At 62.5% G+C, this 24413-nt stretch carries 29 protein-coding genes; 18 read left to right on the top strand and 11 right to left on the bottom strand.

Annotated elements, in window-relative coordinates:
* The first annotated feature begins 81 nt into the window (after positions 1 to 81).
* On the top strand, positions 82 to 933 hold the full coding sequence (locus X741_RS162650; RefSeq protein WP_031249721.1) for an alpha/beta fold hydrolase: 852 nt from the start codon (positions 82 to 84) through the stop codon (positions 931 to 933).
* Positions 934 to 962: 29 nt separating this feature from the next.
* Here X741_RS162650 and X741_RS162655 read toward each other — a convergent pair whose 3' ends face one another.
* Positions 963 to 2015: a DUF1176 domain-containing protein gene (locus X741_RS162655; RefSeq protein WP_023776256.1), complete on the bottom strand. Its 1053-nt coding sequence runs from the start codon at positions 2013 to 2015 to the stop codon at positions 963 to 965.
* 140 nt (positions 2016 to 2155) lie between these two features.
* Here X741_RS162655 and X741_RS162660 point away from each other — a divergent pair, with 140 nt between their 5' ends.
* Positions 2156 to 2662, top strand: coding sequence for a DUF1993 family protein (locus X741_RS162660; protein ID WP_023764198.1), 507 nt, complete (start codon positions 2156 to 2158; stop codon positions 2660 to 2662).
* Positions 2663 to 2716: 54 nt separating this feature from the next.
* Here X741_RS162660 and X741_RS1000000167900 read toward each other — a convergent pair whose 3' ends face one another.
* Positions 2717 to 2881 carry a hypothetical protein gene (locus X741_RS1000000167900; protein ID WP_013895844.1) on the bottom strand — a complete coding sequence of 55 codons (165 nt, stop codon included), beginning with the start codon at positions 2879 to 2881 and terminating at the stop codon, positions 2717 to 2719.
* Between the two features lie 396 nt (positions 2882 to 3277).
* Here X741_RS1000000167900 and X741_RS162665 point away from each other — a divergent pair, with 396 nt between their 5' ends.
* The 3 genes from X741_RS162665 (at position 3278) to X741_RS162675 (ending at position 6259) form a co-directional block, all read left to right on the top strand.
* Complete coding sequence (locus tag X741_RS162665; RefSeq protein WP_023776255.1) at positions 3278 to 3754, top strand: hypothetical protein; 477 nt, start codon at positions 3278 to 3280, stop codon at positions 3752 to 3754.
* A gap of 120 nt (positions 3755 to 3874) precedes the next feature.
* Positions 3875 to 4942: an aldo/keto reductase gene (locus X741_RS162670; RefSeq protein ID WP_023776254.1), complete on the top strand. Its 1068-nt coding sequence runs from the start codon at positions 3875 to 3877 to the stop codon at positions 4940 to 4942.
* A 48-nt stretch (positions 4943 to 4990) separates the two neighbouring features.
* On the top strand, positions 4991 to 6259 hold the full coding sequence (locus X741_RS162675; RefSeq protein ID WP_023776253.1) for a cysteine desulfurase-like protein: 1269 nt from the start codon (positions 4991 to 4993) through the stop codon (positions 6257 to 6259).
* A 15-nt stretch (positions 6260 to 6274) separates the two neighbouring features.
* On the opposite strand, the gene X741_RS162680 is transcribed toward X741_RS162675, so the two are convergent.
* The 5 genes from X741_RS162680 to X741_RS162700 form a co-directional block, all read right to left on the bottom strand.
* The gene (locus tag X741_RS162680) at positions 6275 to 7303 is read right to left on the bottom strand and encodes a histone deacetylase family protein (protein WP_023776252.1); all 1029 of its coding nucleotides are present in this window, start codon (positions 7301 to 7303) and stop codon (positions 6275 to 6277) included.
* On the bottom strand, positions 7300 to 7812 hold the full coding sequence (locus X741_RS162685; protein ID WP_084018272.1) for a GNAT family N-acetyltransferase: 513 nt from the start codon (positions 7810 to 7812) through the stop codon (positions 7300 to 7302). The genes X741_RS162680 and X741_RS162685 overlap by 4 nt, the downstream gene beginning before the upstream one ends.
* A gap of 210 nt (positions 7813 to 8022) precedes the next feature.
* Complete coding sequence (locus X741_RS162690; RefSeq protein WP_023776250.1) at positions 8023 to 8952, bottom strand: 3-keto-5-aminohexanoate cleavage protein; 930 nt, start codon at positions 8950 to 8952, stop codon at positions 8023 to 8025.
* A 4-nt stretch (positions 8953 to 8956) separates the two neighbouring features.
* Positions 8957 to 10342 carry an aspartate aminotransferase family protein gene (locus X741_RS162695; protein ID WP_023776249.1) on the bottom strand — a complete coding sequence of 462 codons (1386 nt, stop codon included), beginning with the start codon at positions 10340 to 10342 and terminating at the stop codon, positions 8957 to 8959.
* A gap of 1 nt (position 10343) precedes the next feature.
* A complete protein-coding gene (locus X741_RS162700; protein ID WP_023776248.1) occupies positions 10344 to 11984 on the bottom strand; it encodes a N,N-dimethylformamidase beta subunit family domain-containing protein in 1641 nt (546 codons plus the stop codon).
* A 157-nt stretch (positions 11985 to 12141) separates the two neighbouring features.
* On the opposite strand from X741_RS162700, the gene X741_RS1000000171625 reads away from it, so the two are divergent.
* The 3 genes from X741_RS1000000171625 (at position 12142) to X741_RS162715 (ending at position 14059) form a co-directional block, all read left to right on the top strand.
* Positions 12142 to 12390: a ParB N-terminal domain-containing protein gene (locus X741_RS1000000171625; RefSeq protein ID WP_008875526.1), complete on the top strand. Its 249-nt coding sequence runs from the start codon at positions 12142 to 12144 to the stop codon at positions 12388 to 12390.
* A 169-nt stretch (positions 12391 to 12559) separates the two neighbouring features.
* Complete coding sequence (locus tag X741_RS162710; protein WP_023776247.1) at positions 12560 to 13045, top strand: SRPBCC family protein; 486 nt, start codon at positions 12560 to 12562, stop codon at positions 13043 to 13045.
* A gap of 63 nt (positions 13046 to 13108) precedes the next feature.
* Entirely contained in the window at positions 13109 to 14059 is a 951-nt protein-coding gene (locus X741_RS162715; protein WP_023776246.1) for an alpha/beta hydrolase, read from the top strand.
* Between the two features lie 48 nt (positions 14060 to 14107).
* On the opposite strand, the gene X741_RS162720 is transcribed toward X741_RS162715, so the two are convergent.
* Positions 14108 to 15151 carry a 2OG-Fe(II) oxygenase family protein gene (locus X741_RS162720; protein WP_023776245.1) on the bottom strand — a complete coding sequence of 348 codons (1044 nt, stop codon included), beginning with the start codon at positions 15149 to 15151 and terminating at the stop codon, positions 14108 to 14110.
* A gap of 114 nt (positions 15152 to 15265) precedes the next feature.
* On the opposite strand from X741_RS162720, the gene X741_RS162725 reads away from it, so the two are divergent.
* From X741_RS162725 to X741_RS162750, 6 genes are all read left to right on the top strand, one after another.
* Entirely contained in the window at positions 15266 to 15664 is a 399-nt protein-coding gene (locus X741_RS162725; protein WP_023764210.1) for a GFA family protein, read from the top strand.
* Between the two features lie 150 nt (positions 15665 to 15814).
* A complete protein-coding gene (locus tag X741_RS162730) occupies positions 15815 to 16012 on the top strand; it encodes a hypothetical protein (RefSeq protein ID WP_013895824.1) in 198 nt (65 codons plus the stop codon).
* A gap of 226 nt (positions 16013 to 16238) precedes the next feature.
* Positions 16239 to 17111 carry an undecaprenyl-diphosphate phosphatase gene (locus X741_RS162735; RefSeq protein ID WP_023776244.1) on the top strand — a complete coding sequence of 291 codons (873 nt, stop codon included), beginning with the start codon at positions 16239 to 16241 and terminating at the stop codon, positions 17109 to 17111.
* A 143-nt stretch (positions 17112 to 17254) separates the two neighbouring features.
* Positions 17255 to 17881 carry a transglutaminase-like cysteine peptidase gene (locus tag X741_RS162740; RefSeq protein WP_023776243.1) on the top strand — a complete coding sequence of 209 codons (627 nt, stop codon included), beginning with the start codon at positions 17255 to 17257 and terminating at the stop codon, positions 17879 to 17881.
* A gap of 159 nt (positions 17882 to 18040) precedes the next feature.
* Positions 18041 to 18832: a phosphodiester glycosidase family protein gene (locus X741_RS162745; protein ID WP_023776242.1), complete on the top strand. Its 792-nt coding sequence runs from the start codon at positions 18041 to 18043 to the stop codon at positions 18830 to 18832.
* A 324-nt stretch (positions 18833 to 19156) separates the two neighbouring features.
* Positions 19157 to 20224 carry a GH25 family lysozyme gene (locus X741_RS162750; RefSeq protein ID WP_023776241.1) on the top strand — a complete coding sequence of 356 codons (1068 nt, stop codon included), beginning with the start codon at positions 19157 to 19159 and terminating at the stop codon, positions 20222 to 20224.
* Between the two features lie 33 nt (positions 20225 to 20257).
* Here X741_RS162750 and X741_RS162755 read toward each other — a convergent pair whose 3' ends face one another.
* Together X741_RS162755 and X741_RS162760 are read right to left on the bottom strand one after the other, a co-directional pair.
* Complete coding sequence (locus X741_RS162755; protein WP_023776240.1) at positions 20258 to 20446, bottom strand: hypothetical protein; 189 nt, start codon at positions 20444 to 20446, stop codon at positions 20258 to 20260.
* Between the two features lie 401 nt (positions 20447 to 20847).
* Complete coding sequence (locus tag X741_RS162760; RefSeq protein ID WP_023776239.1) at positions 20848 to 21237, bottom strand: VOC family protein; 390 nt, start codon at positions 21235 to 21237, stop codon at positions 20848 to 20850.
* A 111-nt stretch (positions 21238 to 21348) separates the two neighbouring features.
* On the opposite strand from X741_RS162760, the gene X741_RS162765 reads away from it, so the two are divergent.
* Positions 21349 to 22314 (top strand): DUF3592 domain-containing protein, encoded by a 966-nt coding sequence (locus X741_RS162765; RefSeq protein WP_023776238.1) that lies wholly within the window; start codon positions 21349 to 21351, stop codon positions 22312 to 22314.
* Positions 22315 to 22327: 13 nt separating this feature from the next.
* Here X741_RS162765 and X741_RS162770 read toward each other — a convergent pair whose 3' ends face one another.
* On the bottom strand, positions 22328 to 22687 hold the full coding sequence (locus tag X741_RS162770) for a hypothetical protein (protein ID WP_023776237.1): 360 nt from the start codon (positions 22685 to 22687) through the stop codon (positions 22328 to 22330).
* Positions 22688 to 22885: 198 nt separating this feature from the next.
* On the opposite strand from X741_RS162770, the gene X741_RS0133865 reads away from it, so the two are divergent.
* The 3 genes from X741_RS0133865 (at position 22886) to X741_RS162780 (ending at position 24388) form a co-directional block, all read left to right on the top strand.
* The gene (locus tag X741_RS0133865; protein WP_051410387.1) at positions 22886 to 23164 is read left to right on the top strand and encodes a TfoX/Sxy family DNA transformation protein; all 279 of its coding nucleotides are present in this window, start codon (positions 22886 to 22888) and stop codon (positions 23162 to 23164) included.
* 95 nt (positions 23165 to 23259) lie between these two features.
* Positions 23260 to 23781: a hypothetical protein gene (locus X741_RS162775; protein WP_023776235.1), complete on the top strand. Its 522-nt coding sequence runs from the start codon at positions 23260 to 23262 to the stop codon at positions 23779 to 23781.
* A gap of 58 nt (positions 23782 to 23839) precedes the next feature.
* Positions 23840 to 24388, top strand: a complete 549-nt coding sequence (locus X741_RS162780) for a hypothetical protein (protein ID WP_245272640.1) — start codon at positions 23840 to 23842, stop codon at positions 24386 to 24388.
* The last annotated feature ends 25 nt before the right edge of the window (positions 24389 to 24413 follow it).

Here is a 24413-nt window from a genome sequence, read left to right as displayed (position 1 = left end):
CGTGATGACATCCGATCTCCCCCCTTGAGGGGGAGATGGCCGGCAGGCCAGAGGGGGGCGTGCCGCGCTGTCCTAGCTGCCTTGCTTTTCTTGTTTTCTTCGGCCGCCAACGCCGACACGTTATCCCTAAAACCCTTCAAGGACGATCTCTTCGCCTATCCGGCCGCGCTTTCCTCCGACACCAACGGTGCCTACACGGTCATCGACTATCGCGAAATGCGCGACATCAACCAGCGCGACGAGGTGCCGGAAAAGCGTGTGCATGCGCAGTATACCGACACCGGCGTGCGCAAGGCGCAGCAGGATCTGCTCTTGAAGACCGATGCCGGCGACGTCAGGCATGTCGCTGTCGGCAAGACGGAGGGTGCCGGCATCATCGTGCTTTACCTTCACGGGCAGGGCGGCAGCCGCAAGCAAGGCGTCGACGACTTCACCTTCGGCGGCAATTTCAACCGCCTCAAGAACCTGATGGCCGCCAATGGCGGCCTCTATCTCAGTCCTGATTTTCCCGATTTCGGCGACAAGGGCGCGGCACAGGTGGCGGCGCTGATCGATCACTATGCCGAACAGTCGCCGGGCGCGAAGATCTTCGTCGCTTGCGGCTCGATGGGCGGTGCGCTGTGCTGGAAGCTCGCCGGACGCAACGATACCGGCCGGCGCATCGACGGCCTGCTGCTGCTCGGCTCGCTGTGGGACGACAGCTTTTTTGCCAGCCCTGCATTCAAGCGCCGCGTGCCGGTCTTCTTCGGCCAGGGCAGCCATGACGTGGTCTTTCCCGTGGCAAGCCAGGAGACCTTCTTCCGTTCCATCATCGCCAAGTCGAAAGCCTATCCGACCCGGTTCGTCCGCTTCGAGACCGGCACGCATGGCACGCCGATCCGCATGGTCGACTGGCGCGAAACGCTCAACTGGATGCTGTCGAAGGCGCACTGATCGACGCGGGCTTAAAGCGGAGCGGCGCTCTACGGCGCGGTGTTGTAGTCGACGACCGTCTGCGGGTTCTCCTCGCCGTCATAGGATGCGTCGACGTCGTACTGGACCAGCGAGAAATTCCCGTTGCGGAACAGATAGGTGCCGGCGTCCGACGCATCGCCGACACCGCGCCACTTGTTGAACGTGGTGATCGTATGGGCATCCGGGTCATAGTCGGAATTGACCGCCCAGCCGCTCGTCTGGAAGCCGACGATGCTCATGCCCAGCAGTTTGCCATCGCTGTCATTGTTCTCGTAGCGGATGTCCATCTTGGGTTCGGCGAACTGCAATTGCTGCACGGCCGACAGTTCGTCGGTCATGTAGTAGACCGAGCTTTCATTGTAGGCGGCGGCCGAGCAGGAAAAATGGAACAGCCGCGTCTCCTTGTCGGGATCTCCGGGCTGAGCATCCTTGTCCTTGTACTTGATCGAAAAGACCTCCGGCTCATTGGCCACGAGATCCTTGTCGCACTGGTCGCCATAGGTCGCCAGAAAAGCCTTCTTGGCCTGCTCAAGCGCGGTGTCCTTTTTCGGTGGCGGCGGCCCGTCGCCGCAGCTAGGCGGCACCGCCTCCTCGAAATCGGCAGTGGAGGGCTTCAGCGCGCCCTTTTCGATGTGGATCGGGTCGAAAGGCGGCGCGGCCTGGATCTGGGCATTGACCTGGCGCAGCGTGTAGCAGCCGGCGAAAACCTTTTCGCCGCCGGTCTTGTCGGTGGCGCGGATAGCGACGGGAACGTTGTAGAAAATGCTGCCCGCGGCACCTTCGTCCGAGATCGCGCCGGTCTCGACCTCGACCTTGGCGGTGCCGTCATAGCCCTTGATGAAGCTGTCAAAATCCTTTGCCGGTTTTGTATCGCCGAAATAACTCCATGCGCGGGCGAATTCGTGCCGGTTGATGGCGCTGTAAAGCGAATGGATGACCGCCTCGGCGCTCGAACGGTCATCGACATAGGGCGCTTCGGCGGCATCATCGGCGGCCATGGCCGTTTGGCCAGTCGTGGCAAGGGAGAGAAGGGCAGTCGCTGCGAGAAGGGCGCGTCTCATCGGGAATCTCCGCTCGATAACGAAGATTCTACCATGCCGATTGCGGCGGCGTGGTGACGCTGCGGCGCCGGCGCTTGAAGAATCGAGCGCGAAGGCGCTACCTGCCGACCGCCGGCGTTCGGCCGGACGGGAGATTTGACGTGACGATATCGATGTATGAGGCATCCGTGCCCGTGTTTTCAGCCCGGCTGAAAGCACTTTCCAATGTGCTGGCATCAGCCGAACAGAATGCGCTTGACCGCAAGATCGACCCGCAGGTGTTTTTGACGGCGCGCCTCGCGCCCGACATGTTCGCGCTGACCCGGCAGGTGCAGATCGCCACCGATCATGCCAAGGGCGCGCCGTCGCGGCTGGCCGGCCGCGAAGTGCCGAAATATGAAGACAATGAGGCAAGTTTTGCCGATCTCGAGGCGCGGATCGCCAAGACGCTCGCGCTTCTGGCAACGTTCTCGGCTGCCGATATTGATGGTTCGGACGACAAGATGATCGAGTTGAAGCTCGGCGGGCGCGAAACCACATTGGGCGGCATGCAGTATCTGCTGCATGTTGCCATGCCCAACTTCTACTTCCACCTCACCACCGCTTACGACATTCTTCGCCACAATGGCGTGCCGCTGGGCAAGTCGACATTCCTCGGATCGCGCTGAGGAATTGGACGTTGAGATGTCCCGTGCCGATCCGGGACATCTCGCAATATGCATTTAGCGAATGGACATTTCGCGGGCGATGCGCGGAAAATCGGCGGGCTTGACGCCGATGTCGGCACGGTCGGCATTGCTCATCGAATGAAGCAGCGCGAGAGCCGCGCGATATCTCAGATGTTCCTGCGGGCGCGGCCGGGCGAACATTTCAGTGAAGAAACCCATGACTCAGGCTCCTGGTTGGTCCTCCACATGCAGCAATATAGATGAATCGTGACAATTGTGCAGTGCAGCATTTGCATGCCTGCCATGTCGGAATGATTTGCATAAATTTTTTTTGGGCCCGGTGAAACTTTTGGGCCGCAGGACCCGTAGGCTTGAACGCAGGCACATGGCCAGTTTTTCCTCGCCACTCCTGGCGAATTTCCGGGCTGCACGAAAGTGCAGTCCGGCTTTTGTTGGAGCAGCTTTGGGTGCTCGGGCGGCAATCCTCGCAACGGCTAAATTCCTTAAGATCGGTGGCATGTATTTTTAACGAGCCGGTTCTATGGTCTGTAACCCAGACAGTCGGGCAAGTGGGAGGCTGACATCGCTACCAGCGCCAAGCGCGATTTCGCTTCGCTGCTCGACGACCTCTTCGTTGCGTCCGACAAGGGTGACGGCATCGGGGGTGACGGCATGGAGGGCGGCGGGGCCAGTGTGCGTCCATCCATTCCGTTCGACTATCTGTCTGTTGCCGATGAACTGCATTCCGGCCGTATCAAGGTATCCGCGGCCGAATATCGTGAGGCGGGTACCGACCTGGCGAGCGAATTCGCTGCCTTGCTCGAACACGCCAAGCTCGCTCTGGCCGGCGAAGAACCAAAGCCCGAGGAGAAATTGCCGCCGATCGATCTTGAATCGATCGCGGTCGAACTGGGACTGGATCAGCCAAAGAGCATCGCCGATTTCGGCCGTATTCGCCGCGGCTTCGCCTTCGCCAACCATCCGGACCGTGTCGCCCCGCATCTGCGCCAGCGCGCCATGATCCGCATGCAGGTGGCCAACATGCTGATCGACGAAGCCAAGCGCCGCGCGGTGGCCGGCGCTCGCCGCTAGACAACCCCAACTCACGCAAAAGTCGGCCTGCCGAGGCTTGGAGAGCGCCGCCGCTTTCCCTATAGATGCTGACCTCATTCCCGCGCTGCCGCGCACGCTTTCCCTCGGAGCAGAAATTCCATGCACAAACGCCGTCTCGGTCGGACCGATCTCCTTGTTACCCAGATTTGCCTGGGTTCGATGACCTGGGGTCAGCAGAACACGGAAGCCGAGGGGCATGCCCAGATGGACCTCGCCTTCTCGCGCGGCGTCAATTTCATCGACACCGCTGAACTCTATCCGATCCCGCCGAAGGCCGAGACGCAAGGGCGGACCGAAAAGATCATCGGCAGCTGGATGAAGGCCAAGGGCAACCGCGACAAGGTGATCCTTGCCTCGAAGGTCGTCGGCCGCACCGCCAACAGCTGGTTTCGCGGCGACAGGCCGTCGCAATTGGTGCGCGCCGATATCCTTGACGCCATCGACAAATCGCTGGCCAAGCTCGGCACCGATTATCTGGACCTTTATCAAATTCATTGGCCGGAAAGGGACATTCCGTGGGGCGCCAACCCGACACGCGTCGGCGCCGTAGCGCGTCGTCCCGATGCGATCGGTGCGCCGGCGGGCGAAACGCCGATAGAAGAGACGCTTGCCGTCTTCGAGGAACTGGTAAAGGCGGGAAAAATTCGCCATTTCGGCCTGTCGAACGAGAGTTCCTGGGGCGTGATGCGGTTCCTTGCCGAGGCCGACAAGGGCGTTGGTCCGCGCGTCGCTTCGATCCAGAACGCCTACAATCTGGTCAACCGCAGCTTCGAGGTGAACCTCGCCGAGGTCTGCGAACGCGAAGGGGTTTCGTTGCTCGCCTATTCGCCGCTGGCACAGGGCTACCTCACCGGTAAATACGACCATGGCGCCCGCCCGCAAGGATCGCGCTCGCAGCTGTTCAATCGTGGCCAGCGCTACGAGACGCCCAATGCCGCGGAGGTGCAACTCGAATACAACGAGTTGGCGCGCTCGTTTGGGTTGGAGCCGGCGCTGTTTGCCAATGCCTATGTGTCGAGTCGGCCGTTCGTCACCTCGAACATCGTCGGCGCCACGACCATTTCGCAGCTGGAAATGGCGCTGTCCTCGGTGGATGTCGTCTGGACCGAAGAGATGCAGAAGGCGGTGGATGCGATCCATCAGCGGGTCGGTAATCCTTGTCCTTGATTGGTTCAAGGTGCGGAATTAAGCAGGAATAACAAAAGGGTGGAGACAATGGCGGACTTTCCGATCGAGGCGGTGCGAGCAAGATTCCCGGCTCTCTCCCTGACCGACAAAGGGCGTCGCCGCATCTATCTCGACAACCCTGCGGGCACGCAGGTGCCGCAGGCTGTCGCCGACGCGGTGTCGCGCTGCCTGCTCACCACCAACGCCAATCTCGGCGGCTATTTCGAAACGACGACCGCCGCTCAACAAGTCGTCGATGACGCGCATCAGGCAATGGCCGATTTCCTTGGCGCGGAGAGCCGCGAGGAAATCATCATCGGCGCCAACATGACGACGCTGACCTATCACATGTCGCGCACGCTCGGCCGCACCATGAAGCCCGGCGACGAGATCATCCTCACCCGGATGGACCATGAGGGCAATGTCTCGCCCTGGCTGCAGCTGGCCGAGGATCTTGGCCTTGTGGTGCGCTGGCTGCCCTTCGACGAAAGGAGTTGGCAGGTCGAGGAGGCGACGCTGAATGATCTGCTATCCGACAAGACGCGGCTGCTTGCATTGAACTATGCCAGCAACCTGACCGGTTCGATTAACCGGGTTAAATCCCTGACTGCCATCGCAAAACAAGCCGGCGCGCTGGTCTATGTCGACGCCGTCCAGTTCGCGCCGCACGGCCTGATCGACGTGCAGGAACTCGGCTGCGATTTCCTGATCTGCTCGGCTTACAAGTTCTTCGGCCCGCATATGGGCATATTGTGGGGACGGCTAGATATCATCGATGGCCTGAAGGCCTACAAATGCCGCTGCTCGTCCAATGGCCTGCCGGAGCGGTTCGAACTCGGCACGCCGCAGATCGAGCTGATGGCCGGTCTTACGGCGGCGGTCGATTATTTTGCCGAACTGGGGGGAGCAGCGGGGCAGGGCGGCTCCAGAAGGCAGAAGCTCGCGAGGGCGTTCGAAGCCTCCATTGCCTATGAAAACCGGCTGGCGCAGAGGCTGATCGATGGCCTGGCCGACATTTCAGGCCTGACTATCCACGGGATCACCGACCCGAAGCGGCTCGGAGATCGCGTACCGACAGTCTCCTTCACTGTTGACGGCATCGTTCCCGAAACCATCGTCCGGCAGATGAACGCCGAAAACATCTTCCTGTGGTCCGGCCATAACTACGCTTGGGAGATCGTCCACCAACTGGGCATTCCGGCCGAGCAAGGCGTCGTGCGCATCGGCATCGCACACTACAACACATCCGACGAGATCGACGAGACGCTGGAGAGCGTGCATCGGGTCGTCGCCATGCTCAGGCAGCAGCGATCCTAAAGCCGGTTTGAATTGTCACCGCGCCTTTCCGCCGAAACCGGTGAGGAAGGCGGTGAGATTGTCGCCGAGTGCGTCGCAGAGATAGCCGCCTTCCTGGACGATGACGCTCGGCAGGCCGAGCCTGGCGATGGCTTCGCCAATGCGCGAGAAGCCGGGCGTGGTCACCGAGAGACCGCCGAACGGATCGCCTTCGAACGCATCGAGGCCGAGCGCCACCACCAGCGCATCGGGCGAAAAGGCACGGATGCGCTGGAATGCGATCTCGAGCGTTTCGAGAAACGCCGCGTCGGCGGATTTGCGTGGCAGCTGCAGGTTGAAATTATAGCCGAGGCCCGGCCCTTCGCCACGCTCGTCGGCATGACCCCAGAAGAACGGATAGAAACGCACCGGGTCGGCGTGCAGCGAAACGGTGAGCACATCGGGCCGTGCATAGAAGATGCCTTGCGTGCCGTTGCCGTGATGCAGGTCGACATCGAGGATTGCCACGCGGGCCGCGTTTCTGCGCAAAATCTGAGCCGCAACGGCCGAGTTGTTGATGAAGCAGAAGCCGCCGGCGACATCGGCAAAAGCGTGGTGGCCGGGCGGGCGGCACAGCGCATAGGCGGCCGGTGCGCCAGCCATCACCGTTTCGGCGGCTTCGGCCGCGCTCCAGGCGCTCCACAGCGCGCTCTGCCAGGTCTCGCCGGAGATCGGGCAAGCCGTATCGGCTATGTGATAGCCGGCCTGGCCGACCGCCGAGGCCGGGTAGGAACCATTGCGGGCGATCGGGTGGATGTTGGGGATCACTTCGGCGGATGCGCCATCGATGCGTTGCCAGCGGTCAAAGATGTGCTCGAGAAAGTCGAGATATTCGGGCGTGTGCACCGCCGAAACGGGGCCGAGCCCGTGATTGCGCGGCCGTTCGATCGTGCAGCCCGCAGATGCTGCGCCGGCTAATAATCTCTCGACGCGTTCGGGTCTTTCCGGATTGGGCTGTGCGGCACCGCTGGAAAGAAAGGCCTTGGGGTCGTGGCGCTTCTGCTCCTGCGCATAAAAGGCTTTCATTCCTGCTCCCCATTTTCCGGCGCATCGGCGAAGGCGAAAAAGGCTTCGCCGGTGATCTTCTGCGTCTGTTCGTAGCTCGACCAGGCAATGCCCAGCCTTTCATAGAAAGCCTTGGCGCCTTCATTGTCGGTGTCGACGGACAGTCTGAGATAGACCCCACCTTCTTTCCGGCACTCAGCCGCGATGCGCCGCAACAGCCGCTCGCCGATCTTGCGACCGCGAAACCGGTCCTCGACGTAGAGATCCTGCACATAGACGCCAGGCCGCCCCATCCAGGTCGAAAAGATCGGGAAATACAGGCACAGCCCGGCGAATTCGCCGCCGACTTCGGCGATCAGTGTCGAGAAGGCGGGCTTTGCGCCGAAGCCCCAGGTTCTGAGATCTTCCGCCGTCGAGACGATTTCCTCGGGAGCGCCGATGTGGGTCCCGAGTTTCAGGATTGCCGCGTGTATGGTTTCGACGTCTTCGATGCGGCCGGGGCGGAGGAGGATTTTGGATGAGTTGCTCAACACAGGTATGGTGCCAAGGCACCCCCCTCTGTCCTGCCGGACATCTCCCCCGCATGGGGGGAGATTGGCAGCTTTGGCCTTGCCGCCACTCTTTTGACGTTGGAGGTTTGCGAAAGCCGAAATGATATCCGATCTCCCCCATTGCGGGGGAGATGTCCGGCAGGACAGAGGGGGGTGTGACGGAACACAAACATCTCAGTCAAGGGCATCTCAAAACGCCACTCTATCCCCGCCCTTGAGCGCCAGCATGTCACGCGCTTCGGCCGGTGTGGCAACCTCCAGCGACAGCCCGTCGAGAATGCCACGGATGCGGCGCACCTGGTCGGCGTTGGATTTCGCCAGTTGGCGGCCATCATAGAGGCTGTCTTCCAGCCCGACACGGACATTGCCGCCCATTGCAGCGGCGATCGAGATCAGCGGCATCTGGTTGCGGCCGGCGGCCAGCACCGAAAACTGGTAGCTGTCGCCGAACAGTTTGTCGGCGATGCGCTTCATGTGGACGAGATTGTCCGGATCGGCGCCGATGCCGCCCAGGATGCCCAGCACGAACTGGATGAACAGCGGCCCCGACACCAGGCCGCGGTCGCGGAAATGCGCCAGCGAATAAAGGTGGCCGACGTCATAACACTCGAACTCGAAGCGCGTGCCGCAGCCCTTTCCGAGTCTTTCGAGCACGCCCTCCATGTCGGCGAAGGTGTTTTTGAAGATGGTGTCGCGGGTGGCTTCTAGCAGTTTCGGTTCCCATTCGTGCTGCCACTCCCGTGGTTTGTCCAGCATCGGGAACAGCGCGAAGTTCATCGAGCCCATGTTGAGTGAGCACATTTCGGGCTCGGCGCGGAGCGGCGCAGCCAGCCGTTGGTCGAGCGTCATCAGCGACGAGCCACCGGTGGTGATGTTGATCACCGCGGCGGTTGCCTGCTTGATGCGCGGCAGGAACTGCATGAAGACGTCCGGATCGGCGGTCGGGCGGCCATCCCTGGGGTCGCGGGCGTGGAGGTGCAGGATCGAGGCACCGGCCTCGGCAGCCGCGATGGCATCCGTCGCGATCTGGTCCGGCGTCACCGGCAGGTAGGGCGACATCGACGGCGTGTGCACGGAGCCGGTGACCGCGCAGGTGATGATGACTTTTCGCGGCGCCATCCCCTTACCCCCGGCCTTCGACCGGCAGGTCGAGCTCGGAAGCCAGAACCTCCAGCGCATCACCGATGATGGAGACGATTTCGCCGACCTGTTCGCTGGTCACGATCATTGGCGGCGCGACCATGAAATTGTCGCCGTCGACGCCACCCTTCACCCTGCGGCCATAGATGATCAGCCCGCGCGCATAGGCAAGGTCGAGCAGCCGCTGCGTCGCTTTCTTGCCTTGGTCGATCGGCCGCAGCGTCTCTGGATCGGCGACCATCTCGGCGCCGGTGAGCAGACCCTTGCCGCGCACGTCGGCGATGAACGGGAAGCGCTTGGCAAGTCCCTTCAATCCGTCCATCAGCACATCGCCCATGGCAGCCGCATTGGCGATCAGGTCGAGCCGGTCCATTTCACCCAGAACCGCAAGGCCGGCGGCGCAGGCCAGCGGATTGCCGGCATAGGTGTGGCCATGCTGGAAGCCGCCGGAGGCGAGCAACGGCTGCACCAGCCGCATCGGTGCGGCGAGCGCGCCGAGCGGCGCGTAGCCCGAGCCCAGTCCCTTTGACAGCGCGACGATATCGGGCCTGCAGTTCCAGTGGTCGCCGCCGAGGAATTTGCCGGTGCGGCCGGCGCCGCTCATCACTTCGTCATGGATGAGCAGGATGCCGTAGCGGTCGCAGATCTCGCGGATGCGGGCATAGTAGCTGTCCGGCGCCACCAGGGCTGCTGTGGCGGCACCGCCGATCGGCTCCATGATGAAGGCGACCACGCTTTCCGGCCCCTCTGTGAGGATCTTCTCCTCCAGCATGTCGGCATAGCGAACCCCGCGCTGCTCCATTGAAAGATTGTCGCGGTCGCGCCAGGCGGTCGGCGCCGGCACGGTCGGCATCGGCCGCATCATCGGCGCAAAGGTTTCGGACAGCGCATCGTCGCCGGTGATCGAGAGCGAACCCAGCGTGCCGCCATGATAGGAGGGGAAGCGGGTGATCACCTTCCAACGGCTGGCCTGTCCGGTGGCGACCGCCCATTGCCGCGCCAGCTTGATGCAGGACTCTGTCGCTTCGGAGCCGCCCGAGACAAAGAAGATGCGGTCCATGCCCTCCGGCAGTTTCCCCGCGAGTTCCCGCGCGAGTTCTTCCGCCGGCTCGTTCTCGAAATGCAGCCGATAGGCGAAGGTGGCGCGGTCCATCTGCCGCTTCATGGCATCGAGCACATTGCGGTTGGAATGGCCGATATTGGCGACCATCGGCCCGCTCGATCCATCGATGAAGCGGCGGCCGTCCTGCGTCCACATGTAGATGCCTTCGGCGCGGTCGATCAGCGGTCGGCGCAAGCTGGAGAGATAGAACAGATGCGAGTCTCGCCGGACTTCAGTCGGTTGAGCGGCGGTCTGGATTTTCGACATGTCAGGGCTTTCCGAGATAACGATCGAGGACATTTTTTGTGACGCGTTCGACCATCGGGTCCTGTCTTAGCAGGCCGGCAACCCATTCGCAGCTTCCGGCGTGGAACACCTCGCCCTTGCCGCGCGGAAAATTGACGATCATGCCATTGCCGCGTTTGACTTTCTCCAGATTGGCGTCGCTGCCCTCGCCGAACAGCGTTTCGGCGCTGAAGCGGCCATCCTCGTCGGTGAGGAACTGGTCCTCGATCGGGATATCGGCGCTTTCCTCGACCTGGGAAGCCATGCCGACGGCGAGAACCTGCAGTCCATCCGGCGCGCCGCTGTCTGACGTGGGGTAGGGCAGGCCACCGCGGATCTCGAAGTCGAGCCCATCCACCTCATAGCCATAGACGTGGCTGTCGGCGCCGAGCAGGTCGCCGTAGTAGATGCCGGTGCCGGCAAAGGCCCAATGCTCCGGTCGATAGACCGGGAAACCGCGCACGCCGCGCGGCGCGCAGCCGCCCCAGCCGGCATAGAGGCCACGGGTGGCATTCAGCCCGAAGGTTGCCGAGCCCGGCCGGCCGATTTCCGGCGCTTCCCAGGAATTGGTGGCGCGGGTCACGTCGCCGCCGCGATAGGCGGGATCCTCGGCGCGGGCACGGTATTTGTAGCAGACCTGGCGGCGCCCCTCGTCCTCCAGCCGCGTCTGCCACATGAAGTTGCCCGCAAAGCGCGCCGCATGGCCACCGCGGTCCACATAATTGTCGACCGCGTCGCGCATCTCCCAGGTCCAATACTCGTCATGGCCGACGAAGACAGCGCAGTCATAGCCGTCGAGAATGTCGGGCGAGAAATGCAGGTCGTGCTGGCTGGCGAGATCGACGGCATAGCCGGCCCGCTCGGCGAAGCGGAAGAAATGGCTATCGTAGCTGGCCCAGCCCGACGAAGCGTATTTCTTCGAATGGCCGGTGGCGAGCGCCCATTCCATGTGCGGATAGCGCGGCACCGTCTTCGGCGGCACGGCGACTTCCAGCGGCACGCGCGGCGCATCCTTCGGCAGCACGACGAAGCCACGGCACCAGGGGCGCTGGGTCGATACGATGGGCGAATACTGATTGCGGTCCGGTCCGGTGATGCCTTGATAGTGGTTGGAGCCGCCCCAAGTGTTGTAGGCGAGCCAGGTGCCCGTCGCCGCAACCTGCAGCACGCGGCCGGGCTTCTTGCCGGCCTGGGGGCTAACGATGAAAAGGTGGTGGGACTGGATCGGCTTGCCGTCGCGCCCGTCGGCGGTCAGTGTTGCCCGATAGGCGCCGGACGGCCAGTCGCCGCCGACGCGGAATTCGAACGAAGCCTCCCAGCCGCAGCCCTCTGCCGAGCATTGGTCCGGACTGTCCTGCCAGCGTGCCGCGATGCCCGATTTCTCGAACACTTTCGTCTCGGTGCCGCCGTCGCGGATGATCGTCATGCCGAAGGATGGAGCCGTCGAACTGACATGCAGCGTCACCGTCTCGCCGGCGCGATAGGAAAATCGGTCCGAGTAGCACCAGATCTCGCCGCGCTCGCCATCCATCCCAGGCCATTCGTAGTAGTGGCCGCGCACCGCATGGCGGCGCTGCTCTGGCGTCAATCCGAAATCGGGGAATTCCGTGGGCAGATGGGTCATGAACACCGAAGAAGTGGCAAGCCGTCATTTCGGCGATCTGCAGGGCAAGCGTCAAATGGAAACGATCGGGCCAGCATTCGTTGGCCGCGCTCTTGGCCGCCGTTGCCAAAAAGACTATTTCCACAAACGGCGGCGTTTTTCCGCCACGGGGATCGGCATGCTCAGAGTGCAAAAGGTCAAGGTCGACGACATCTACGTGCCGACGGCGCGCAAGAAGACATTGCACCCCGAGACCGTCCGGCATCTCGCCGAGGACATACTGGAGAACGGCATGAAGACGCCGATCCAGGTCCGCCACGACGGCAAGCGCCATATACTGGTCGAAGGCCTGCATCGGCTCGAGGCCGCGAAGTGGCTCGGCGAAACCGAGATCGACGCCTATCTGGTGCAAGCCAAGCGCCACTGACACGGGCCGCTTTTCCCGCCCAGCCTCCATCCATACAAGCAGTCGCCAGATTTTCTCCAGTCGCCAGATTTTTTCACTGGCGGTGTCGGGTTGCGTTGCATCGGCTCGTCCTTGGGACGGAAGCCGGATCAACCCCTAGATCAAACAGATCAAACCCGAGGAGACCACCGTGGCCACCAAGCTCGACATTGCCCCCGACAACGACCGCGAACTGGTTCTTGCCCGCATCATCGATGCATCGCGCGACAGCGTCTATCGCTGCTGGACCGAGCCGAAGCTGGTCACGCAATGGTTCTCGCCAAAGCCGTGGACGACGCCGCGCGCCGAGATGGATGTGCGCACCGGCGGCTCGACTCTGGTTGTCATGGCTAGCCCGGACGGCAATGAGTTTCCTAACCCCGGTGTCTTCCTGGAAGTCATTCCCGGCAAGAAGATCGTCTTCACCGATGCCTACACACAGGCTTGGAAGCCGTCGGAAAAGCCATTCATGACCGTCGTGCTGACCTTCGAGGACGAAGGCGATGGCAAGACCCGCTATATCGCGCGCGTCCGGCACTGGAGCGTCGCCGACCGCGAGCAGCACGAGGCGATGGGTTTTCATCAGGGTTGGGGCCAGTGCGCCGACCAGCTTGAGGACCTCGCCATGACGCTTTGACACCACAAGACGCTTTGAACCGACAGGACCGCTTTGACACCGGCAGGACTCGAGGAGACCGATATGTCCAGAACCCTGTTTTTCGTCATTCTTGCTTCGGCCGCGGCGCTTCTCGCCTGCCCGGGCACCACCAATGCAAAGGAACCTGCCATGACGACCGAAACGAGAACACCGCTGAAGCCGGGAAAGTCCGGCCTGTTACCGATCAACGGCCTGAATTACTATTACGCCGTCTACGGCAAGGGCGAGCCGCTGCTTCTGTTGCATGGCGGTCTTGGCTCTACCGACATGTTCGCGCCGATCCTGCCCAAATTCGCCGAAAATCGCACCGTCATCGGCGTCGACCTGCAAGGCCATGGCCGCACGGCGCTCGGCGACCGGCCATTCAGCGTGGAGGCGATTGGTGACGACATGGCCGATATCGTCAAGGCGCTCGGCTACGACAAGGTCGACGTCATGGGCTATTCGCTCGGCGGCGGTGTCGCTTTCCGCATGGCGGTCCGCCATCCCGAGATGGTGCGCCGCCTTGTGCTGGTCTCGACCGGCTATGCTACCGACGGTTTCTATGACGAGATGCGCCCGCAGCAGGCTCAGGTGAGCGCCGCCGCCGCGCCGTTCATGAAGGACACGCCGATGTACAAGTCCTACGTCGCGGTCGCGCCGCATCCGGAAGACTTCCCCAAATTGCTGGACGCGCTCGGCAATTTCATGCGTCAGAACAGGGACTTCTCGGCCGATGTTCCCAAGCTGAAGATGCCGGTCATGCTGGCCTATGGCGACAGTGACATGTACAAGCCCGAGCATGAGGTCAAGTTCTACCAGATGCTCGGCGGCGGACTGAAGGACGCCGGCTGGATGCGCGAAAACCTGTCGCGGAACCGCCTGGCGATCCTGCCCAACCGCACACATTACGACGTCTTCTTCGCCCCGGAACTGACGGCCGCCGCGCTGCCGTTCCTCAACGGCGAGACCAAGGTGAAGAGCTGGGACGAGGTGGTCAGCGAAACGGAGTAGCCTGTCATTTCCCAGCCGGCCGTCTCTGCAACGAGAGGCCGGCGTTGCCTATGAAGCCTTGGCGCGGCGCGGCTGCCTGAGATGCTTGATGCCGCTCATCTCGACGAAATTCGTCGCCGCTTCCCAGAGATAATCGCCATAGAGAAACGGCTCGAAGGGCTCGGCGCCTTTCAATGGCAGCGGCGCAATTTCGGCATCGACGCGGGGTTCGTAGAAGAACGGGATCGACAGCCGCACCGTCTTCGGCGCGATCACCCGGTGCCGCGTCGCACGGACGCGCCCGCCGGTCCAGCGCTCCAGCAACTGACCGAAATTGACCGCCAGCGTGCCGTTGGCCGGCGGCACGTCGATCCATTCGCCGGCGAGGTTTTTGGCCTGCAAACCCTCGACGCCGTCCTGCGCCAGCAAGGTGACGAAACCGGAATCGGCGTGCTCGCGCCCGATAATGGTGCGCGTCTCGCCCTTGTGGATCACGGAAAACTCCGGGCCGCTGGTGTCGACGCCGGCGTTGGCATCGCGCAGGGGATAGCGGATCAGGCGCAGCGTCGAGATGCCGCCATCGAAACAGGCATCGAAGATCGTTTCCGGCAGGCCAAGCCCACGCGCGATCGACCGCATCAGCGCGTTGCCGACGCTCTCCATCGACCGGTAGTAGTCCGCCGCCGCGGCGCGCCAGCCGGGCAGGGCGTCTTCGGCCGGCAATGGCGTCGGCTCAAGCAGCGGATCGTCGGAGGTCGAAACACCTCCGGCATCGGCGATATCCGGTCCCATGATATCCCGCCCTATGTCGATGCCTTCCTTGTAGGAAACGGCTGTCGGCTGCAGCGGGAACCAGCCGCGGTAGACGTTCTTTCTGGTCGGGTCGAAATTCCAGCGCAGCAGCTTCTGCTTCTCGGCTTCGGACAGCGCGAAGATGCGCAGCAACTGTGCTCGCCTGTCCGGCGTCAGCCAGTGATCGCCAGGAAAGTCGCGGACGGCCATGAAACCGATCCCCGAGGCGGCGGCCATGATCCTGGTGTCGGCACGATCGCGAGCAGGCGAGGGCGGCTTGAACAGGTCGGCAATGCCGATGGTCTCGATCTCTTGCGCCACGACAAACTCCATCGCATTCCGATTATCGATGGCATCGTATCAAGGCTTTTCAATTGACCCTGTCGGCCGCGCGACTACCTTGCCGCTTATTTTCTCGATTTGCGGAACAAGACGATGGCTAAACATCAGGGCGGCTGCCTGTGCGGAGCGGTGCGCTACAGCACTGACGCGGCTCCGATCAACGAACGCATCTGCCACTGCCGGCTTTGCCAGAAGGCGATCGGCGCCGCCTTCAACGCGCGCGTGCTGTTTCGCATCGACGATGTGACGATCGAGGGACCGCTGGCGACGGTGAACAGCTCGCCTGATCTCAAGCGCGGTTTTTGCCCGAGCTGCGGCACCACGATGTTTTCGCGGCGCGATTCCGCCGGCATCATCGGCATCACCACCGGTTCGCTCGACGACCCGTCGGCCTTCAGGCCGCAAATGCACATTTTCACCGCCTCGAAACAGCCTTGGGTGGTGCTCGACGACGGCTTGCCTCAATATGAAGGCGCTCCGCCACCAGCCTAGACTTCCCTCGCCACGCGGCGGCGCCGGGACAGTAAGGCGATGACCAAAATTTAATCCAAAACATCACGCGATAGCCGGCAAAACGTCATTGGCGGGCCATGATTGTCTTCCTATCTATGCTGCGCGGGCCGGCATTCGAGGAGACGACGGATGAACGACAGCATCAGCACCCTGGACGAGCTTTTGAGCGATCCGATGGTCCTGCTTGTGATGGAGCGCGATCGTGTGCGCCCTGAACAGGTGCGCATGCTGCTCGAACGGGCTCGCCGGCCTTCCGTCGACGAACCCGTCGTTCCGCCGGCGCATGTGATCGCCAGGACCTGCCAGAAACTCTGGCTGTGTCCGTAATCGCCTTGTCTTTTTTCTCCTGTGAGAACACTCCCTGTGAGAACTCAGGCCGGCCCTTTGGGACCGGTCCTGACCGACGCGCGTTCGGTGCTGTCTCACCAGCTTACAAATCCGTAAATTGATTATCTCGTCCATGACGGTAAGGCTTGCCCGCGACAGGCCAAGCGCGACGGGTCAAGGCTGGTCGCTCCCGCGCAAGTTCGATCTCTCAACCACGGAACCCGATATGGCTGACATCTGCACCCAAGGCCTGGACACGGGCTTTGTCGGCTTGGGATATGCCAAGGTCGCCTTTCTCGGCCTTGTGCAGGGCATTACCGAACTGCTGCCGATCTCCTCGACCGCCCATATGCGTATCGTGCCGGCGGTGCTCGGTTGGCAGGATCCCGGGTCGGCCTTTTCCGCCGCCATGCAGCTTGCGGCCCTTGCCGCCGTGGTCAGCTATTTTTGGGGCGATGTCAGGGACCTGCTGTTCGGTTCCATCGACGCCCTCACACGCCGCGATTTTGCCGACCGGCATTTCCGGCTGGCTTCCTGGATCGTGTTGGCGACGATCCCGATCGTCATTGCCGGCGTGGCGCTGTCGGGCATCCTCAATGCCTGCGGTTCGCCGCTGCGCAGCCTGAGCGTGATCGGCTGGTCCTGCATCGCCATGGCGGTCCTGCTGGCGCTGGCCGAGATTTTCGCCCGCCACCGGCGCACCATGGACGAAGCTTCGCTCGCCGATGCACTGCTCGTCGGTGTCGCCCAGATCGGCGCGCTGATACCCGGCGTCTCGCGCTCGGGCTCGACCCTGACGGCAGCACTTGGGCTCGGCTTCAAGCGGGCCGAGGCAGCGCGCTTCTCGTTCCTGCTCGGGCTGCCGGCCATCGCTCTTGCCGGCCTCAAGGAGCTTTGGGAACTGCACAAGGTCCATCTCGATGCCCACGGATGGTCGGTTCTCGCCACCGGACTGGGCGTCGCCTCGATTTCCGCCTTCTTCGCCATCTGGGGCCTGATGCGCGTGCTGGAACGCTTTTCCGCCTGGCCTTTCGTCATCTATCGTGGCCTGCTCGGCATCGTCTTGCTGCTGGGCGTTGCGATGGGGTGGCTTGCCTAGGCTCGCGGTCGGCTCTGTGTTGCGCGGGAGCAACCCTGAAACCTGCACGCTTCGGCCCGCAAAGATGTGATCAGCCAGCTTGATTGACTTCGGTAGGTAACAGCCCTTAACGTTCTGTTAACAAAACAGATGGGCGGGGCCGGATGGCATCCTCGAAGGGTTGGCGCCGAAAGGCGAAGGGGCTGGGGCTGGCGGTTGCTCTGACCGCGTTGTGTTCAGCAGCTAATTTCGCCTACGCGGCTCCTGTTTCCATGGTTGTCGGCGGCTCGACCTCCCAGCCGATCGGCCACTATGATTTCTGCAAGATCCATGCCGCCGAGTGTTCGATCCGCTCGCACGACAGCGTGCCGGAACAGATGACCGGCAAGCTGCTGCACGAGATCTCAGCGGTAAATCTCTCGGTCAACACGCGCGTCAAGCCGATGAGCGACGTGGACAATTACGGCAAGGACGAGTGGTGGGCCTATCCGGACAACGGCTTCGGCGACTGTGAGGATTACGCGCTGGAAAAGCGGCGTGAACTGAACAGGCTGGGCATTGCCATAGCCAATCTGCTGATGACGGTGGTTCGCAAGCCTGATGGCGAAGGTCATGCCGTGTTGACGGTGCGGACGGACAAGGGCGACTTCATCCTCGACAATCTGACCGACAAGGTCCGGCTCTGGAACGAGACCAGCTACCGCTACCTGAAACGGCAGGCGAGCGACGACACCGGACACTGGGTCTCCATTCTTGGTGGCGACGAACAGCTGGTCAGTGCCGTCAAATAGTCTCGTCGGCTCCGCGGCCAGTCCCGTCGGCTCCGCGGCTAGTCCCGTTGGCTCCGCGACATCCCATCGCCGGTTCTGAACCGCGCCGTTCCAGGCCGAGCTTCCACAATGCCGGCCGGCGATGCTATCCACGGTGGCTCGTTGGAGCTGGGTAGGTGCATGGATTTTCTGACGCTTTTCAATTCCGCGCCGCTGCTGCTGGCCTTGCTCAAGGCCGCGTTGCCGCAGGCGGTCGCCACGACGGTGGCATTCGGCCAATGGTTCGCGACGGTGCCGCCGTGCCGCGACTTTACGTTCGAGGCGACCAGCTATCTGGTCTGCGAGGTCGACCCCAACCAATATTCGGTCGAGCTGTTCTGGAAGGACCAGACAGGCAAGCCATTTCAGTCGCTGCACAATCTCGACGCCGCCCAGCGCATGGCTGGCCGCACGATGCTGTTTGCCATCAACGCCGGCATGTATCACCCAGACCTCAGGCCGGTCGGCCTCTATGTCGAGCGTGGCCGGGAAATGGCGACGGTCAAGACGGGATCCGGCAGCGGCAATTTCTCGCTTCAGCCAAATGGCATCTTCTATGTCAGCGACGGCAAGGCAGCAGTTCGGGCGACTAGGGATTTCGTCAGCAAGCGGCCGGCAACCGACTATGCGACGCAATCGGGGCCGATGCTGGTGATCGACGGCCAGCTTCATCCGAAATTTCAGGCCGACGGCACATCGCGCAAGACCCGCGACGGGGTCGGGGTGCGCAAGGACGGTGTCACGGTCTTTGCCATTTCGAACGGCACGGTGACGTTCCATGCGTTCGCCCGGCTGTTCCGCGATGCGCTCGGCTGCGACAACGCGCTGTTTCTCGACGGTACGATATCGAGCCTGCTCGCCCCGGCCATCGGCCGCAACGACGACTACTGGAATCTGGGGCCGATGATCGGCGTCTTCAGGAAAAGTGGCTAGAGCAATTCCAGGAAAAGTGCGACACGGTTTTCCGTCCGGAATTGCGTAAAAACAAAGAGATAGAGCATTTCACCGTTTCCGTGAAACGGCGAAATGAACTAGGGCACGATATGGCCAGGATCGCGCGGCCCGCCAGCCACGCAGCCTGATGATGATCGTCGCGACCATGATCGCTGCGATGGCGCCGGCGGCGAATGTCCGAAACCAGCCACAGGCATGGTAAAAAACTTGATTCAATCTTTATTGGTAATTTCTCATTCATAACTGGTCCGGTTGTCCGTCGGCCATTGCCCTCGGTCTGTTGCGTTTCGAGTACAGGTCCAGATGCGGTTACCAGGCGTCGTCAGTTTCATGATCGCATCGCTGTTCCTTGCGGGCTGCTCGTCGACATCGGGGATGGACGCGCTCGACGTGCAGAGGCCATCGAACGAGACGACCAGTTCGGTGGTGCGGCCAAGCGCGCCGATCACATCCGTCCCGGTGGCGAAGGCCAGCAATGTGCGCAGGCTGGCCGAGGCCGCGCCAGTGGACGACAATGTTCAGCCTTTCGGCCTGGCGGAGGAGGAGACGGTAGCCTTTCCAGCGCCCGAATTGCCTGACAGCGCCGATGCTCCGGTCGAGCCGGCAGCCTTGGTCTCGCCGCCGAAACTGTTGTCGCGGGCAGCCCCTGCCATGCTCGCCGGTCCGGTCACGCGCTACGGCTTTCGCGACGCCAAGCCGATCAATTTCGGCCGCTCCTCGCCACGGCACCTTGCCGTGCATGGCGTCGACGTGTCGCGCTGGCAGGGCAACGTGAACTGGGAGAAGCTGCGCGCCCAGGGCGCCAATTTCGCCTACATCAAGGCGACCGACGGTGGCGACCATCTCGATCCGATGTTCATGAAAAACTGGCGCAACGCCGACGCCGCCGGGCTGAAGCGCGGCGCCTACCACTTCTTCTACTGGTGCCGCACCGCCGGCGAACAGGCCGACTGGTTCATCCGCAACGTGCCGAAGGTGGACGGCGCCTTGCCGCCGGTGATCGATGTCGAGTGGAACGGCGAGTCCAGCTGCAAGCGGCGCCCGTCGCGCGAAAAGGTGCTGGAGAAGATGCAGGTGTTCATGGACAAGCTCGAGCGCCATTACGGCCAGCGGCCGATCATCTACACCGCGCCCGATTTCTACCGGGACAATCTCAGGGGCCAATTCCTCGATTATCCGTTCTGGCTGCGCGCGGTGGCCAGGCATCCCTCAAAGGTCTATCCCGACCGCAAATGGCTGTTCTGGCAATATTCCGGCTCCGGCCTGTCGCATGGTGTCACCGGCCGCATCGACCTCAACGTCTTCAATGGCGACGAGCGGCAATGGCGCGCCTGGGCCGGCGGCCGGCAGATGGTGGCCGACGCGGACTAGCGCTTTTCGCGCGTTGCTGCTCGTTCCGGCTGCCTATTGGAGCTGGTTGCCCCGCTCGTTCCGCTCCTCGCTCAGCCGCAGGCTCCTCCTCAGGGCCATGATCTCGGCAATCGCGGCATCGATCATGGTGAGAAGCGTGATCGTATCGTGCTGAGTGGGATCGGCCCTGACATAGGCGAGCTGGTTGACGATGTCGGTGTCGTCCTCGGTTTCGTCGCTCATGGCCGCGTTCCGGTTGTTATCTTCCAGACGTTCTCATTCCACCCGATCCGTCGTCAAATTGCACCTATATCACTTCGTCGTGTGCATGGCCGCCCGACCGCCCATCCAACCGGTCCTTTCGCCTTATCTTGGGTGGCGGCGACGCGATTCGTCGAAGGTGGCAAAGGCCAGGACACCGGAAAATGATGCGAAGCTGAGCAGGACTGCGGCGACAACCATGAAGTCGTAAGTCGACATGTTCGTTCTCCCTGGGACGATAGCCGAGGAGACAGCACTGACGACGACCCTGCGTTGATTTGGATCAACTCGCAGGGCGCCATGCGCGACACTGGGTGACTGTGGCAGAGCCGGAGACTGGCAGGAGCGAGGTACATGTCGCCCTTTCGTCATTCTCGCCGCCTCTATCGAGGCGGCTGCACCGACGCCTCGTTGATCATCGCCTCGATGTTGTAGCCGTCGGGGTCGAGCACGAAGCAGGCGTAGTAATTCTCGGCATAGTCCGGACGCAGGCCGGGCGCACCATTGTCTTTGGCTCCGGCCTCCAGTGCTGCCCCATGGAACGCGTCGACCTCTGCCTTGCTGCCGACGCGGAAAGCGACGTGCAGATGGGTGAGCGGTGGCGTTTCGCCGGTTCGCTGAATCTCGAACAGGCAGCCATTGCCGACATCGAAAGCCCAGAATACGCCTTCCTTGCCGAAGGACAGGCGATAATTCAGGGGCGCGAAAGCGCGTTCATAGAAGAGCTTGCTCTTCTCCAGATCACCCACTTCGATGGTTATGTGATCGATCATTTGGTGCTCCGTCTGGGATGTGATGGGGTTGCCTCGCGATTTTGCGAATAAGCGAGACATTGCCGTCGCGGTGCTGTCTAGTGCCGGTTCCTGCACTCCGGGGGGATCAGGGTGGAACTCAAGATTCTGCTTGTCGGCTTTGTCTGCGCGGTCGCCGCCATGTTGTCGTTCATCACCGTCGTGAAATGGCGGGAGGTGCGGGCGCTCAGCCACTGGTTGCCGACGCCGGGAAAGATCATCTCGTCGCGCGTCGAGGCGCGTGAAGTCAGAAGCTCGGGCGCTGGCTCGGACAGCAGCGATACCACCGAGATGCGCAATTTTCCGGCGATCACCTTCGAATACAAGGTGGGCGGCAAGAAATTTCAAGGCTCGCGCTACAGCGTGAAGGAAAATCTGGGGAATTTCGAAGTCACCGAGACGCTTGCGCAGTTTCCGCGCGGCGCCGAGGTGACCGTGTTCTACAACCCGGCCGATCCGAGCAAAGCCGTGATCGAGCGCACCATGCCGGACGGCGCCTTCAAGTTCATGTTCCAGCTTTCGGCCGGGCTGGTGATCGGCGCGCTGGTTCTGGTGTTTTCCGTCGGCGGTCTGCTGGAGGCGATCCGGCCGTATCTGCCCAAGCCGCAGAACCTCGGCGCCGCGGCACTGCTGCTGTTCATGGGCCTATTCGCGCTGCGCATGGGTTTCGCCCAGAAGTCGCTTGCCGGGCAGGCCGCGAAATGGCCGGTCGCCGCCGGCCGCATTGACACCTCGGGCCTGCAGGCGCTCCGCAACCATAGCAACTATCGACGCTGGCGCACCGTCTTCAAATCCCGCATCGTCTACAGCTACGGCGTCGCCGGCCAGCGCTACACCTCCGACCGCGTCGCCTTCGGCGCCACGGTCACCGCTTCGCTGCCCGCCCTCGTCAGCGGCCAGGCACGAAGCTATGCCGAGGGCAGCCAGGTCGAAGTCCACTACGACCCCGCCAACCCCGCCTCGGCGGTGCTGGAATGCCGGGTGCGCGGGCTCTGGCTGCTTTGGGTCTGTTCGGCAGGCTTTCTCGGCGGTGCGGCATTGCTGGTCGGGCTGGTATAAGACGCTGATTGCTTCAGCAGCGCACGAGCGGTCCGCTGTCGAAGCCAGGCCAGGTGAACCGCAACATGGCGCCATGCCTCTCGATATGGATAACACGAGTGAACGGCTCCTCCAGGGCCGGGTCGGAGCCGTAGCACTGGCTCGCATGCACCACCCAGCCCGTGGCTGTTTTGCGAAAGGCCGCGTGCTCGCAACCGAATTCGGGAAGCGACAGGGCCGCTTTGTCCACAGTGAAGACCGTCTGGCGTTGAACGTCGGCGGCCGCACTACAGTTCAGCCGCTCGTGGGACCAGGTCCCGACATAAGGTGGCGCGGCCAGCGCGGTGCCGCTCGCGCATGCGGACATTGCCATCGCCACTGCCAAACGCCGCATCACCTGTCTCCTCGATCCGCCATGCTCGATCGTATAGCAGTGTTGGGATTTGTGCGGAGTATTCGTCCAGCAGAGAATGCGGCCATTCCGGATTCCGCTTTTGGCCGGATGATGCGACTGTGTGCGACGGCGGTCCAAACAAATCGCCAAATCCTGGAGGAACTATCTTATGCGCCCTCAACGCTCTGAGGCCCGGCGATGAGCACTCGCATCGAAGACATGAGGAACCTCGGACCGGCGATGGCGCGGATGCTGGCGGAAATCGATATTCTCAGTGAGGAAGATCTGCGCGGTTTCGGCGTGGTTGAAGCTTACCACCGGCTGAAGTTCCGTTTCGGACGGCAGATGACGATTCTCGCACTCTATGCGATGGAGGCCGCACTTCGCGGTTGCGACTGGCGAGCGCTTGATACCGAAACCAAGGAGCATCTGCGTGAGCAGGCGCACCAGGACAGGCAACCGGCAGGGAGCGGATAAACGCAGCCGCGCCGGATTTCGCTTATGCTTTTGCGCGGATGATGCGACTGTGCGGGCTGGCACGCGGCCGGGCAACGCTTTCCCAGGGACATTTGATGATCACCCGCAAACTGGTCTTCGTTTTCCTCGGCCTGCTCGGCCCGGTGCAGGCAGCGACCGCCAAGGAATGCCTGCTGAGCCATGCCACCTATCGCGAGCCGCGCTCGGGCGCGGTGATGCAATTCCGGCCGATCGACAACGAACCGGCGGCGCTGACGGCCGAGGTGTTTTCGCTGATCGTTCCCAACACCGACAAAAACCTGCCGGCCGACATCACCTGGACCAATGGCAAGAATTCGTTTCCGCTCGGCACCATCCGCCACGCCTGCACCGATGACGACCGCGAGGCGGGCCTGCAGGATGGCAGCGGGCTGTGCAGGATATGGGACGGCCAGATCTACGCCTTGACTGGAGGCGGCGCCGAGCAGTTGAACGCGCGCGAAGCCACGCCGGCGCCGAAAGGGCTGCTTCTGCCCGATTTCGGCGTGGCTTTCACCGAATGGGCCGATTTTGCCAACGCCAATCCGAAAGGCTCCGCATGGGATGCCTTCGCCTTGACAGGATGCAGCGATGAGTAGCGCCATAAGATCGATCGCCTGGGCCTGCGCCCTGTCTGCGTCCGCGACGCTATCAGCCGTGGCGGACGAGCCGGCGCCGTCGCGCCCACCGATCGACAAATGCGTATGGGAGAAGCTGGCCGACAAGACGATCGGACTGGCCGCCTGGGCACAGCGCTGCGATTTCGGCTTCCGCCAGATCCATTTCGAATTCGTCGGCAACGCGCTCGCCATCAAATACAGTGACGGCGGCGCGGCCGATCCGCTGGTCGAGCTATTCGACATCAAACCGGGCGAGACCGCCGAGGCTGCCTTGCAGCGCCTGTTGCTGGAAAAGGCCGACAAGACCGTCAGCGATCGCTGTGTGCTCACGCCCTACACGGAGGGCAGCGTGCCCGCCGGCGTCAAGCGCTACACATTCAGCCCCGTCGCCGCCTACGCGAAAGAGCTGAAAGCGCTCACCAATCCGGACGAAGTTCCCGAGCCGCCCTGCGGCGACTGGGGCGAAATGCCTGACGGCATCCAGTATTTCGAAGTGCCGGCGGGCGAGGGGCAGAAAGTGCTGTTTGTGCGTGTGGGCCAGGACGAGCCCCTGTTTGACGAGCAGACGCTGCGGGTGTTGCCGTAGGGCTGAGATTCGGATCGCAGCGTTT

The sequence above is a fragment of the Mesorhizobium sp. LNHC221B00 genome (assembly GCF_000502935.1).
In the GTDB taxonomy this organism is placed as follows: domain Bacteria; phylum Pseudomonadota; class Alphaproteobacteria; order Rhizobiales; family Rhizobiaceae; genus Mesorhizobium; species Mesorhizobium opportunistum.
This window is presented reverse-complemented; position numbering and strand designations above follow the sequence as displayed.

Coding starts and splice junctions, on each gene's coding strand:
- X741_RS162655 (WP_023776256.1), bottom strand. CDS start 2,015: ATGAGACGCGCCCTTCTCGCAGCGACTGCCCTTCTCTCCCTTGCCACG.
- X741_RS1000000167900 (WP_013895844.1), bottom strand. CDS start 2,881: ATGGGTTTCTTCACTGAAATGTTCGCCCGGCCGCGCCCGCAGGAACAT.
- X741_RS162670 (WP_023776254.1), top strand. CDS start 3,875: ATGCACAAACGCCGTCTCGGTCGGACCGATCTCCTTGTTACCCAGATT.
- X741_RS162675 (WP_023776253.1), top strand. CDS start 4,991: ATGGCGGACTTTCCGATCGAGGCGGTGCGAGCAAGATTCCCGGCTCTC.
- X741_RS162680 (WP_023776252.1), bottom strand. CDS start 7,303: ATGAAAGCCTTTTATGCGCAGGAGCAGAAGCGCCACGACCCCAAGGCC.
- X741_RS162690 (WP_023776250.1), bottom strand. CDS start 8,952: ATGGCGCCGCGAAAAGTCATCATCACCTGCGCGGTCACCGGCTCCGTG.
- X741_RS162695 (WP_023776249.1), bottom strand. CDS start 10,342: ATGTCGAAAATCCAGACCGCCGCTCAACCGACTGAAGTCCGGCGAGAC.
- X741_RS162700 (WP_023776248.1), bottom strand. CDS start 11,984: ATGACCCATCTGCCCACGGAATTCCCCGATTTCGGATTGACGCCAGAG.
- X741_RS1000000171625 (WP_008875526.1), top strand. CDS start 12,142: ATGCTCAGAGTGCAAAAGGTCAAGGTCGACGACATCTACGTGCCGACG.
- X741_RS162715 (WP_023776246.1), top strand. CDS start 13,109: ATGTCCAGAACCCTGTTTTTCGTCATTCTTGCTTCGGCCGCGGCGCTT.
- X741_RS162725 (WP_023764210.1), top strand. CDS start 15,266: ATGGCTAAACATCAGGGCGGCTGCCTGTGCGGAGCGGTGCGCTACAGC.
- X741_RS162730 (WP_013895824.1), top strand. CDS start 15,815: ATGAACGACAGCATCAGCACCCTGGACGAGCTTTTGAGCGATCCGATG.
- X741_RS162735 (WP_023776244.1), top strand. CDS start 16,239: ATGGCTGACATCTGCACCCAAGGCCTGGACACGGGCTTTGTCGGCTTG.
- X741_RS162740 (WP_023776243.1), top strand. CDS start 17,255: ATGGCATCCTCGAAGGGTTGGCGCCGAAAGGCGAAGGGGCTGGGGCTG.
- X741_RS162745 (WP_023776242.1), top strand. CDS start 18,041: ATGGATTTTCTGACGCTTTTCAATTCCGCGCCGCTGCTGCTGGCCTTG.
- X741_RS162750 (WP_023776241.1), top strand. CDS start 19,157: ATGCGGTTACCAGGCGTCGTCAGTTTCATGATCGCATCGCTGTTCCTT.
- X741_RS162755 (WP_023776240.1), bottom strand. CDS start 20,446: ATGAGCGACGAAACCGAGGACGACACCGACATCGTCAACCAGCTCGCC.
- X741_RS162760 (WP_023776239.1), bottom strand. CDS start 21,237: ATGATCGATCACATAACCATCGAAGTGGGTGATCTGGAGAAGAGCAAG.
- X741_RS162770 (WP_023776237.1), bottom strand. CDS start 22,687: ATGCGGCGTTTGGCAGTGGCGATGGCAATGTCCGCATGCGCGAGCGGC.
- X741_RS0133865 (WP_051410387.1), top strand. CDS start 22,886: ATGAGCACTCGCATCGAAGACATGAGGAACCTCGGACCGGCGATGGCG.
- X741_RS162775 (WP_023776235.1), top strand. CDS start 23,260: ATGATCACCCGCAAACTGGTCTTCGTTTTCCTCGGCCTGCTCGGCCCG.